Raw genomic sequence first — 9698 nt, 5'->3', positions numbered from 1 at the left:
CCTTCTTTCAAAGCTGGTAAAGCACTGAAAGACGCTTGTAACTAATAAGCAGTCAGAGTTTTTGAAAAGGCGATGGAATTCCATCGCCTTTTTTATTGGTATCGACACAAGGAATGTCGTTCCAGCATTCTATCCGGGTGAATGTTAGGCTATAATCCCGGCTTATTTTACCGAGAGTACAACCATTTTGTTGATGCCTCGGGCAGCGGTATGTAACGGAGTTAGAATCGAGTCATGCTAGAAAGAATCAGAGAAGGTTCTCAAGGCCCTTGGGCGATGGCGATCATTGTCCTGATAGTGTTGAGTTTCGTATTTGCAGGCGTCAGTAGCTATGTGTCATCGTCAGGTGTCACGGCAGCGGCAGAAGTTAACGGCGAAGAAATTAGCCAACAAGATGTTGAGCGAGCTTACCAGTCTCAACGTGCGCGTCTTGAAGCGCAGTTTGGTGAAAGCATCGGCGCTTTGTTCAGTGATGAAAATTACCTGCGTGATTTTCGTTTAAACGTATTGGATCGCTTAATTGCGGATACCCTTGTGCTGCAAAAAGCAGAAGAACTGGGTTTACGCGTGTCTGACAAGCAAATCCGAGAAGCCATTGTACAAATGCCAGAGTTTCAAACGGCAGGTACGTTCGACAATGAGCGTTATTTAATGCTGCTCCGTCAAAATGGTTTCCAACCCGCTTCGTTCAGCAATTATATGCGTCAGCAAATGACTCGTGAACAGCTGGCCAGAGCGGTTAGCGCCAGTGATTTTGCACTACCTGCAGAAGTGACCCTGGCGAATGCGTTGCAACAGCAAACACGTAATGCTGAATACCTTATCGTCGACTCTGCGCCATTCGCCTCTGAGGTTGAACTGAGCGATGAAGAAGTGAATACCTTCTACGAAGCGAATCTTGCTCAGTTCGATACGCAAGAAAAGGTGAACATTGCTTATGTAATGCTTTCCGTTGACGATCTGAAAGGCGATGTCACTGTATCTGACGAAGAAGTTGAACAGTACTACACCGAAAACAACCTGCTTTACAAGACTGCTGAAGAGCGTCGCGTATCGCACATTATCATTGAGTTTGGTGACGATGAAGCGGCGGCAAAAGCCAAGGCTGAAGCATTAGTTGCTGAGCTTGCCAACGGCGCAGATTTTGCGACATTGGCACAAGAAAATTCTGATGACACCTTTACCGCTGAAAACGGCGGCGACCTGGATTTCATTACTGCAGGTATGATGGACGAAGCGTTTGACGACGCAGCGTTCTCACTGGCTCAGGTAGGCGATGTATCTGACGTGGTGGAGACTGAGTTTGGTTATCACATTATCAAGCTTACCGATATCAAGCCTGAGGAAGTGACGCCATTAGCTGAAGTTAGCGAAGAAATTCGCAACCAGCTTGCTACAGACAAAGCCACTGATCGTTTTTACTCTTTGCAGAATGACATGGCTAACCTGGCGTTTGAAGTGCCAGACACATTGGAAGATGTGGCAGGTGTTGCGAATAAGCCTGTGAAAGAGACCGGACTGGTCAGCGCGCAATTGGTGCCTGCGCCATTAAACGTGCCAGCAGTAACTAGTCGGGTATTTGACCCAGCGTTTATTGAAGAAGGTCTGAACAGCGACCTGATTGAACTTGATGACGACACTATTGCATTCGTTCGCATCGCAGAACACGAGCCACAACGCACTCAATCGCTAGACGAAGTACGCACGCGAATTCTTGCGCAGCTTCGTGCCGAGAAAGCGCAACAGGCCGCTGCCGATTGGGCGACCAACGTAGTTGAACAAATCAAAGCGGGTGAAACACCTTCACTTGAGCTTGGTGATGTTACTCTGTCGTGGGAAAGCAAAGAAGCACTGACGCGTACCAGTGGTGAACTGCCACGTGCTCTGGTTGAAACTTTGTTTACGCTGGGTAATGCTGCGCCTGACAACATTGATATTGCCGAGCTGGGCTCAGGCGATGTGGGTATTGTGAAGGTGACAGGCATTAATCAGCCTGAGGCGCTGTCAGAAGAAGATAGTGCAGCGCTTGCTCAGCAGATTGCTACCGCAAGCGCACAGACTGGTTATCAGGCGTTTATCGACTCCCTGCGCAACGCTGCGGATGTAAAGATTAACCTGTAGTTCACCAGGATATTAATCGCATTATTCAGGAAGGCCACTTACGAGTGGCCTTTTTTGTGCTCTTCTTCGAGGCATTGTGGATAATTCAGGCTTAATGGTAAAGCGAAAGAGTGTTACCCGAAAAGAAGTTGTAGAGATGGGAAATCAACATGCGGAAAACTAAAAGGCGGCTATAAATGGGCGTACAGAGCAGCACGCCACGCTTATAGCAGATTGGCGTTACTGTGTGACAAAATACATAAATGTGAAGAACAGGGCGATTACCGACGAGAAAATAAAGATGTACTTAAATCCCTGCTTGCCGTCGGCCAGACTGTACTGATTAACCTTTAGGTAGCCCACCCAAATCAGGCTGAGGACTAATGGAAGCAACACAATGATTTTCAACATAATAACGAGCCAACCTGATATTTTAATTTAGCTACGTAACGAGACAGCCATTGGATTAGTCGAAGACGGCGCCAAGCCGACGCGTTAGCGTGACGATACTCTTTTATAATGGAACTTATGTTCCGTGATTTTGCCGCCATCTTCAATGGCTACGTAAATATTCATGGTGTTTTCGTCGATACGCTGCAAGGTGAGGCCATTGAAATACGCGGTGTCCTGAGTCAGCTTTAACAGAGGAAAGTCCATATATTCCTCTTTTTCTTCCCAACTTGTTAAGTCATTACCAAAGTGCTTCAAACGAAACACCAGCGATGCATTAACTGACATGATTGTTTCAATCTCGTAGAACTGCACCTTGTCGCCAACAACCAGTTTGAACGCGCCCATCATCGAGTCACCTAATGGGGGCGACCAGACTTCTTCTACAATGCCGCCAAATGCTTCCCCCCGCCAGTGCCCGGCCAGCCAGGCAACCGAATCCAACGTGGCGGCAGGCGAGGGCGCGTGTTTGTCTGCTTGCATAACATTGGGTAATGGCTGATTTGCCTGAACCGAGATGCTGAACAGACAGGCAAATAATACAACCAGGAACGCCTTCATGTGCGCCTCCTTATGCGTGTTCCTTGATAATAGGTTTCATGCCAAACAGCCTGCGAGTCAGGTTAAATGGCCGAATACCAACGTAGCAGGTTGCTGCGCAAATAGCGAACGATAGAGCCAATAGTACGGTTGATTTAATGGCAATACTGCTTTGCCACTGCACAATGTAAAACGCCAGGGCGACAATAATCGTTTGATGCAAAATATAAAATGGGAAAATCAATGAATTGGCCGTGCGAAGCCACTCTGGTGAGGAGGTACAGTACTGGCTGGCGTAACCAACCAGGGTCAGCATAGCCGACCAGGATACCAGTGAGCACATGGCCCACCATATCGCCCAGCGTGTCTGCAGTGACGCGTAGCCGCTAAAATCAACGAGGTAATACACATAGAACAAACAGGAGCAAAGAAGCAGTGTTACCGCACTGGTGCGTCTGTGCTTGGCAAAAGAATCCCAAATGGAAGAGCGACTCATGCATATCATACCAAACAGGAAAAACAGACCGTAAAAAGCAGACAAGGCCAGGTTGTCGATCCCATGCCCTTCATTCAAGGTGGTGGTCTGAAGCCAGCATCGCACCGCAATAAGTAATGTGACTAGTAAAAATAATCCCAGACGGTATTGTGCTAAACGTGTTATCCCCGACAAGACAAACGTCGACGCGCTACTTTTTAACCAGGCAGCAACAGGTATGGCAAACACCATGAATACGATAAGAAACTCGAGGAACCAAAGGTGGTTAGGTTCAAACGCCAGAAAGCGCTGGCGGTATGCGTCTAGCAACGAGCTATATTTGTCTGGGTGTTCATAGTATTCCTGCGGCGGCACGATAAACATCATGCCAACAAAAAAAGGCACGACCAGCCGGTAAATTTTACTTTTAAAGAAAGCGCCGGCAGCGCTGCGCTGCAGTAGCAGGTAGCTACCCGCGCCGGCAATAAAAAACAATACGGGTAAACGGATTTGCTCGAAATACACCATGATATCGTCCAGCAATTTGCTGGAATCGGTATTGGTTATGTGCCAGTCATCGCCATTAAACGGCATAAAAACATGGTGCAAAAAGACCGCGAAGATCATAATGACACGAAGCCAGTCCAGTTCAAAATAGCGTTTATTTTGCGATGTCCCCGCTGCCTCGTTGTTCATTTACAATCCTTTGTTTTTGATGCAAAGTTGAGTTCTCAGGCAACACTATACGGGTATTTGCTGACTGGAAGTGTGATGAATTGTTAGCAAATAATTCTTGTATGTGTGCGTTTACCAGTAACGCTGGTACCAGAACTTGGCGGCAGCATGTCCTTTAAAGTTAACCACTATGCGGCGAAGACGATTTCGCCAAAGCCACAATTAGATATTGAGTCCATTGCTATTGAGCTGAGCATTGGCATTATTCTGGCCAATAGGGGCAATTAGAGGCTATAGGGGGCTATAACGCAGGTGTGCTGTTAATGGCCGTTCCGTGCGGGCTCATTTCTCTGGCGTGTTTTCTGCTGGCAGTGGTATCTATCTCACGCTTTGTGACTGACCGTCGTATTGCCCGACAACAAAAGCAAAACCTAGACCCTGAAGTCATTGAATCAGACTAACCAATCATGAGATGCTGTTAGTCCTCATCTGCAGAGCAAGCTTATAAACAAGAGATGCGCCGATAATACCGGCTACATCAGCCAGCCAGTCGAACACATCAAAAGTGCGGGAAGGGATATACAGCTGGCTGATTTCCTCCGCCGTAACGAACAGCAGAATAACCAGGCTCCCGATATAATAACGTTGGCCAGACACGCCCACGGATTTTCCGTTTGTCGCGGCTAAAACAAGGAGGGTGAGTGAGCCAAACAGCCCAAAGTGCCCGAGCTTATCGCCAAAAGGAATGTGTTGTATAACGCTGAGAAAGACACTGGTTGCTCCCGCATTTGCGAGGTAGATAACCCAAAGAATAAATGCGGCTGCCGGTATGCTTAAGAGTGTGTAGTATTTGTTCAATGTTTGCTTAATGCCTGAAGTAATTAAAGTATTAGCATTACTCTAGTAGCCAAATAGGTTAAAGCACGGGCGAAAAAGTGGCTTTTACGGTGCATAAAATGTCACTATTGTTGCCACATCGAGCGCAGTTGTTCTGGTGAGCCGGGCCCGCTGAAAGTTTTGTTTTGCGATTTTTGTATGTCGTTTGGCAGCAAACTTATTTAAAAAGGGCTGGTGTGTTTGCCGGTCGCCGATGCATGTTTTTTGCGCTACTATAAGCAACAAGACGCTGTTATTTATTGTTGTATATGAATTTGTCACTGTGAAGGGTTTATGAAATTTCAATCCCCAAAACAACAGGGATTCACGCTTATCGAGCTGATCACTGTCATCATTTTATTGGGTGTACTGTCGGTGACGGCTTTGCCCAAATTTGTGAATTTCTCTTCCGATGCCAACGCTGCTGTGATCAATAACCTGGCGGCAGGACTAAAAGCGGCTGCCAATCTTGGTAACGCCAAAGCGTTAATTGCTACCGGTGCTGGCGGCATGAATAATGGCTATGAGTTTGACGGCGTATATTTCGACAGAGGCTATCCGCTTGGCACATCCTATAATGACAGCGACGGGGTACCTGAAATACTGGAACTTATGGTCTACGGTCCGAATGATCTGACGTTTGCAGAGAACTTTAACGGCCAGGCTTCAAGCGGTGAATCGACTCGTGAGGTTTACATAACTACGCGCAGTAAAATGAATGCCGGGGTCGGCTATACGGCGATCGTAGCAGGCAAGTGCTATGTGTCCTATGAGAGTTTCGTTAATGACTACAAAGAACCTGAAATCGTAAAAGACACTTCAGGTTGCTAACCTACAAGAGGTGAAGTGTTCCTACACTTCACCTCGCAAGTATTGATGCTGTTCCCTCAGCGTATCAGCCTGGTGTTGCCGGCTAATTTATTGCGACCTATTTCATTGCGATTAATTGGGGCGAGTACACCTTCAATAGCTTGGCAAGCTGGGTTTCATCTTCTAAAGACGTTACGTTCAGCGGTTGTTCTGGCAACTGCAGCGCCGTTTTATTCTCAATAAGAGCTTTGAGTTTTTCCTGGTCAACCTGACCATTCACTGTCACCGACTGCAATTCTTCGTCAGTCAGGTTTTGCGTATAGCCATCTGGTAAGTAAATTGTGCCGTTAGAAAAGTCTACTGCAAATGCAATCACGCCGGGCACGAAGAAAAACAGCAAGCCAACGGCATCGAGTAACACAACGCCCGCATCCAATCGACCACTTGTCTGGCCTTTACGCTCTGGGTGTAGAATCGTCCCGCACGCTGTCAGGTTAAGAATCAATCCGGTTGAAATAAACAGTGTGAGTAGCTTTTTCATCTTGTCATCCTCAGTATCTGAATCGTATCGGCATTACTTGCAGCAAGCCGGGTGCCAGATTTGAGCTAGGTTAAAAAAGCACTTTAAATCATGAGCTTACTAAAGTTTGCCATTTGAAATGGCGCAGGATGAAAAGTACTACTACGTGAAAGTTTCACGGGGAGTGTAATATTTGCGACACCGGCAGGGCAGTCAATGACTACCCTGAAAATGTGCTTATGCGCTTTCTGCTAATTGGTGGGACAGCAGGTAACGTTTCCGTTTTTTGGGTAACAGTTTGTCGGTGTCTACGACGACTAAACCGTCAATGCAGTCACAAAAATCTGGGTCGATATTAAAGTCGAGGAATGCCACGCCATCGTGTTCACACACTTCAGTATACTGCTTGTACAGCGTCGGGACATTCACTCCCATATTGGCAAGTAAGTGCTTGAGTTGAGTAAACTCTTTTTTGTAGTCGTTACCAGAGAAAGCTTTTAAGCTGTCACTGGGCACGGTGAAAGGGATTTTCGCTTTGGCTTCGCCAAACCTGGCCGGGAAGTAGGTCTGATAAAATTGCACAATCAGCTGCTTGGCAGGCTGTGGGTAGCTGTTACTCAGGCTAACCGGTCCGAATAAGTAGCGATAGTGTGGGTAACGCGTTAAAAACGCACCAATACCGAACCACAGGTAGTCCAGGCTTCTTTTACCCCAGTAACGTGGCTGAACGAAGCTGCGTCCCAGCTCCAATCCTTCCTCAAACAGCGCCGGGTTGTCTTTCGCGTATTCGAACAGGGTTGCAGAATACAGGCCAGTCTGATGATCGGGCTGTGACAAGCGCTGGGCGTCGCCAAAGCGATAGGCTCCAACGATCTCAAGATCTTTGTCGTCCCATAAAATCAGGTGGTAATAGTGATTGTCGTAGCGATCGATGTCGCGGCGCTGCAAGGTGCCTTCACCTACCGCTCGAAAGGCAATTTCGCGTAAGCGGCCGATTTCCCGCATGATCACGGAACTGCCTTTGTGCAGGTATAAGTAGATGTGTTTGCCGTCGGACGTTTCACCCAGGTGTTCGCATTGGCGAATTGCTCGGGACAGCTCTTTTCTGTCCTCAGGCATGGCAATGGCGGCCTGTGTGGCAAATATGCCTTTCTTATTGGTGCCTATGCGGTACAGGTGACGTTTAAACAGCTTAACCGTATCGGGAACAGATATCGACATGGACTGGTAGCTGCTATAGGGGATCAGTTCGCCTATACGCATTGGGAGTGATTTACGGCGCTGATTGAACATTTCTTTTACCAGTAAGGCTGTCGCCAGCGGTTTGTAAATCATGGATACGCCGTAAAACAAGGGCGAGTTTTTGGCATCAATAAAAATCGGCAAGATAGGCGCTTTGGCGTGACGTGCCATGCGCAGGAAGCCGCTGTGCCAGTGTGTATCGCGCACGCCCTGTGGACGCAATCGAGAGACTTCTCCGGCAGGGAATATAAGTACCGCACCTTCTGAAGCCAGGTGGTCATGAATGGCCGACAAATGCTGTTTTGGCGTGCCACCCTGCATGTTGTTCACCGGTAGCAGCCGGTCACGTAATGGTTCAATGGCCATCAGCATCTGATTGGCCACCACTTTGAGGTCGTGGCGTATTTCAGAGATTAATTTGATGAGGGCTAACCCATCGATTGAACCAATTGGGTGGTTGGCAATGATCACGACACGCCCTTCACTGGGGATGCGCTCGCGTTCATTGTCGCGAATTGAGGTACTTACATTAAAGTACTCTAAGACCTGCTCGACAAAGTCAATGTCGTGATAGTGCGGATAGGTCCGTCCGAAATCTGCAATTTCCCTTTCGTGTAGCAGGTGTCGTAGAACAAAACACAGGGGTTTGTTCAGGATGCGGTTGTTTGCAACCTGCGGATAATACTCGTTGAGTAGGCCGTCTACAGTAAACATATTAAGTACACTTTGTGCGATTTTCGCTACACGATATCAACCAATTGTGACGAAAAAAGCACAGTTGTATGTCACTTATTTTACAGCGGAGCAGGGGCTATGCCGCCTGCTCACCTTTAACGAAATCAGCCAGTATTGCCACGGATGCCTTTTGCTTCAGGTATTCATTGAAGTGGATCAGGGTTAACTCGCCATTCATATCTTCTACCAGCGCTGAGCAGTTTTCTATCCAGTCTCCATCGTTTATGTAATGAATACCGTTTACCATTAACGACTCAGGATGGTGAATGTGACCGCAAATGATACCATCTAAGCCTTTGGCTTTGGCATAGTCACAGCCTGCGGCACGGTAGCGCTCAATGGCTTTATTCGCGCCTTTTATGTGTTTCTTAATATAACCCGCCAGCGACCAGTAGTGGGTATTCCGCCAACTGCGGAAGCGGTTGTACCAGCGGTTCAAAAACAACAACAGGTCGTAGCCTTTGTCGCCAATCCAGGCGTGAAATTTCCCCAGCGTTACATCAGCATCGAACTGGTCGCCGTGCAGTACAAGATATTGTCTGCCATCAGCCGTGACGTGCACCAGTTCGCGCTCTATTTCGATGTCGCCAAATGCCATGCCCGAGTATTTTTGAATGGGGGCATCGTGATTACCAGGTAAATACACCACGCGCGTACCATCGTTGCTCATTTGCATGAGTTTGTGCATTACCCGGTTATGGGCTTCCGGCCAACGGAATTGCTTTTCCATCTGCCACATATCAACGATATCACCCACCAGGTACAGGGTATCTACTTTGATGTTATGAAGAAATTCTAAAAGGTATTCTGCTTTGCAGTCTTTATTGCCCAAATGAATATCAGACAACCATACTGCTTTGTAGTGGAGTGTTGGCATCACGTCACCCTGCTGGATTATTCCGAATTGGCTGGGCTTAATGTAGTGAATGCAATTGACAGTTAGGTGACGTCCACTTGACGATTCAATGACGAGTTATTGAATGTTACGTGACACGCCCTAAAATGGCAGGCATAAAACAAGCAGGTATAAAAAAAGCGCCGTAAGGCGCTTTTTATCACTGTTCGTTAATCGTGGATTAACCCAACGCTTTAACTTGCGCAGCCAGACGGCTCTTATGACGAGCAGCTTTGTTTTTGTGAATCAAACCTTTGGTAGCCATTCTGTCAAGAATTGGAGTGGCAGCAGCCAGTGCAGCCTGGGCACCCTCTTTATCGCCACTGGCGATAGCCGCTACTACTTTTTTAATACTTGTACGAGTCATGGAGCGACGGCTG

Annotated in this window: 12 protein-coding genes; 4 read left to right on the top strand and 8 right to left on the bottom strand. The window is 47.5% G+C overall.

Translation table 11 applies throughout. From position 1 onward, the window contains the following. The first annotated feature begins 234 nt into the window (after positions 1–234). Entirely contained in the window at positions 235–2121 is a 1887-nt protein-coding gene (locus AC4MRN_RS16740) for a SurA N-terminal domain-containing protein (RefSeq protein WP_491203918.1), read from the top strand. A 219-nt stretch (positions 2122–2340) separates the two neighbouring features. On the opposite strand, the gene AC4MRN_RS16735 is transcribed toward AC4MRN_RS16740, so the two are convergent. From AC4MRN_RS16735 to AC4MRN_RS16725, 3 genes are all read right to left on the bottom strand, one after another. Then, complete coding sequence (locus tag AC4MRN_RS16735) at positions 2341–2511, bottom strand: hypothetical protein (RefSeq protein WP_174237785.1); 171 nt, start codon at positions 2509–2511, stop codon at positions 2341–2343. Positions 2512–2595: 84 nt separating this feature from the next. Next, on the bottom strand, positions 2596–3111 hold the full coding sequence (locus AC4MRN_RS16730; RefSeq protein ID WP_491203917.1) for a DUF6265 family protein: 516 nt from the start codon (positions 3109–3111) through the stop codon (positions 2596–2598). A 10-nt stretch (positions 3112–3121) separates the two neighbouring features. After that, complete coding sequence (locus AC4MRN_RS16725) at positions 3122–4261, bottom strand: acyltransferase family protein (protein ID WP_491203916.1); 1140 nt, start codon at positions 4259–4261, stop codon at positions 3122–3124. Positions 4262–4366: 105 nt separating this feature from the next. Here AC4MRN_RS16725 and AC4MRN_RS16720 point away from each other — a divergent pair, with 105 nt between their 5' ends. Together AC4MRN_RS16720 and AC4MRN_RS16715 are read left to right on the top strand one after the other, a co-directional pair. Beyond that, a complete protein-coding gene (locus AC4MRN_RS16720; RefSeq protein ID WP_370239870.1) occupies positions 4367–4528 on the top strand; it encodes a hypothetical protein in 162 nt (53 codons plus the stop codon). 35 nt (positions 4529–4563) lie between these two features. Then, on the top strand, positions 4564–4701 hold the full coding sequence (locus AC4MRN_RS16715) for a hypothetical protein (protein ID WP_370239871.1): 138 nt from the start codon (positions 4564–4566) through the stop codon (positions 4699–4701). Positions 4702–4705: 4 nt separating this feature from the next. Here the strand turns inward: AC4MRN_RS16715 and AC4MRN_RS16710 are convergent, their stop codons facing one another. Beyond that, positions 4706–5098: a VanZ family protein gene (locus AC4MRN_RS16710; RefSeq protein ID WP_491203915.1), complete on the bottom strand. Its 393-nt coding sequence runs from the start codon at positions 5096–5098 to the stop codon at positions 4706–4708. Between the two features lie 312 nt (positions 5099–5410). Between AC4MRN_RS16710 and AC4MRN_RS16705 the strand changes: the two genes are divergently transcribed. Next, positions 5411–5947: a pilus assembly FimT family protein gene (locus AC4MRN_RS16705; protein WP_491203914.1), complete on the top strand. Its 537-nt coding sequence runs from the start codon at positions 5411–5413 to the stop codon at positions 5945–5947. 97 nt (positions 5948–6044) lie between these two features. Here AC4MRN_RS16705 and AC4MRN_RS16700 read toward each other — a convergent pair whose 3' ends face one another. From AC4MRN_RS16700 to rpsT, 4 genes are all read right to left on the bottom strand, one after another. Next, positions 6045–6467: a hypothetical protein gene (locus tag AC4MRN_RS16700; RefSeq protein ID WP_491203913.1), complete on the bottom strand. Its 423-nt coding sequence runs from the start codon at positions 6465–6467 to the stop codon at positions 6045–6047. A gap of 216 nt (positions 6468–6683) precedes the next feature. Beyond that, positions 6684–8402, bottom strand: coding sequence for a bifunctional ornithine lipid synthase OlsF (gene olsF, locus AC4MRN_RS16695; protein WP_255052731.1), 1719 nt, complete (start codon positions 8400–8402; stop codon positions 6684–6686). 97 nt (positions 8403–8499) lie between these two features. Continuing rightward, positions 8500–9300 carry a UDP-2,3-diacylglucosamine diphosphatase gene (locus AC4MRN_RS16690; RefSeq protein WP_491203919.1) on the bottom strand — a complete coding sequence of 267 codons (801 nt, stop codon included), beginning with the start codon at positions 9298–9300 and terminating at the stop codon, positions 8500–8502. A 199-nt stretch (positions 9301–9499) separates the two neighbouring features. Next, on the bottom strand, positions 9500–9698 hold a 199-nt coding region (gene rpsT / locus AC4MRN_RS16685; RefSeq protein ID WP_491203912.1), incomplete at its 5' end, for a 30S ribosomal protein S20.

The organism is Marisediminitalea sp., assembly GCF_984433645.1.
Note: the sequence above shows the minus strand (reverse complement) of the source record. Positions and strands in the feature narration are given on the sequence as shown.

Coding starts and splice junctions, on each gene's coding strand:
- AC4MRN_RS16725 (WP_491203916.1), bottom strand. CDS start 4,261: ATGAACAACGAGGCAGCGGGGACATCGCAAAATAAACGCTATTTTGAA.
- AC4MRN_RS16715 (WP_370239871.1), top strand. CDS start 4,564: ATGGCCGTTCCGTGCGGGCTCATTTCTCTGGCGTGTTTTCTGCTGGCA.
- AC4MRN_RS16740 (WP_491203918.1), top strand. CDS start 235: ATGCTAGAAAGAATCAGAGAAGGTTCTCAAGGCCCTTGGGCGATGGCG.
- AC4MRN_RS16700 (WP_491203913.1), bottom strand. CDS start 6,467: ATGAAAAAGCTACTCACACTGTTTATTTCAACCGGATTGATTCTTAAC.
- AC4MRN_RS16690 (WP_491203919.1), bottom strand. CDS start 9,300: ATGCCAACACTCCACTACAAAGCAGTATGGTTGTCTGATATTCATTTG.
- olsF (WP_255052731.1), bottom strand. CDS start 8,402: ATGTTTACTGTAGACGGCCTACTCAACGAGTATTATCCGCAGGTTGCA.
- AC4MRN_RS16730 (WP_491203917.1), bottom strand. CDS start 3,111: ATGAAGGCGTTCCTGGTTGTATTATTTGCCTGTCTGTTCAGCATCTCG.
- AC4MRN_RS16705 (WP_491203914.1), top strand. CDS start 5,411: ATGAAATTTCAATCCCCAAAACAACAGGGATTCACGCTTATCGAGCTG.
- AC4MRN_RS16735 (WP_174237785.1), bottom strand. CDS start 2,511: ATGTTGAAAATCATTGTGTTGCTTCCATTAGTCCTCAGCCTGATTTGG.